This is a genomic window from Ochrobactrum sp. S1502_03, assembly GCF_044435015.1.
In the GTDB taxonomy this organism is placed as follows: Bacteria; Pseudomonadota; Alphaproteobacteria; order Rhizobiales; family Rhizobiaceae; genus Brucella; species Brucella chromiisoli.
In genome coordinates this window covers 1-836 of the sequence record NZ_JAYEXN010000095.1, presented here as the reverse complement: position 1 = coordinate 836, position 836 = coordinate 1, and the positions used below count along the sequence as shown (strand labels likewise).

Here is an 836-nt window from a genome sequence, read left to right as displayed (position 1 = left end):
ATTGACAGGAGAAATCTCAATAACCTCAGACATGTAGATGACACTTATAGCAGAAAGCAAAGAAGAACTAAAGAGCCTCTTAATGAAAGTGAAAGAGGAAAGTGAAAAAGTTGGCTTAAAACTCAACATTCAGAAAAATAAGATCATGGCATCTGGTCCCATCACTTCATGGCAAATATATGGGGAAACAGTGGACATAGTGACAGATTTTATTTGGGGAGGGGGCTCAAAAATCACTGCAGATGGTGACTGCAGCAATGAAATTCAAAGATGCTTGCTCCTTGGAAGAAAAGCTATGGCCAACCTAGACAGCATATTTAAAAGCAGAGACATTATTTTGCCAACAAAGGTCCATCTAGTCAAAGCTATGGTTTTTACAGCAGTTGTGTATGGATGTGAGAGTTGGACTGTGAAGAAAGCTGAGCACTGAAGAATTGATGCTTTTGAACTGTGATGTTGGAGAAGACTCTTGAGAGTCCCTTGGACAGCAAGGAAATCAAACCAGTCCATCTTAAAGGAAATCAGTCCTGAATATTCATTGGAAGGACTGATGTTGAAGCTGAAACTCCAATACTTTGGCCACCTGATGTGAAGACCTGACTCATTTGAAAAGACCCTGATGCTGGGAAAGATAGAAGGCGGGAGGAGAAGGGGACGACAGAGGATGAGATGGTTGGATAGCATCACTGACTCAATGGACATGAGTTTGAGTAAACTCTGGGAGTTGGTGATGGACAGGGAAGCCTGGCGTGCTGCAGTCCATGGGGTTGCAAAGAGTTGGACACGACTGAGCGACTGGACTGAACTGAACTGAATGCTCATATATATAGATTAAG

1 protein-coding gene is annotated in these 836 nt (G+C 42.6%); it reads left to right on the top strand.

Annotated features, from left to right (window positions below; genetic code table 11):
- The first annotated feature begins 37 nt into the window (after nt 1-37).
- A complete protein-coding gene (locus VBH83_RS19345; protein WP_396999098.1) occupies nt 38-430 on the top strand; it encodes a hypothetical protein in 393 nt (130 codons plus the stop codon).
- Nucleotides 431-836 lie beyond the last annotated feature (406 nt).

Excerpts from the sequence above, each read along its gene's own strand:
- VBH83_RS19345 (WP_396999098.1), top strand. The coding sequence starts at position 38 with ATGACACTTATAGCAGAAAGCAAAGAAGAACTAAAGAGCCTCTTAATG.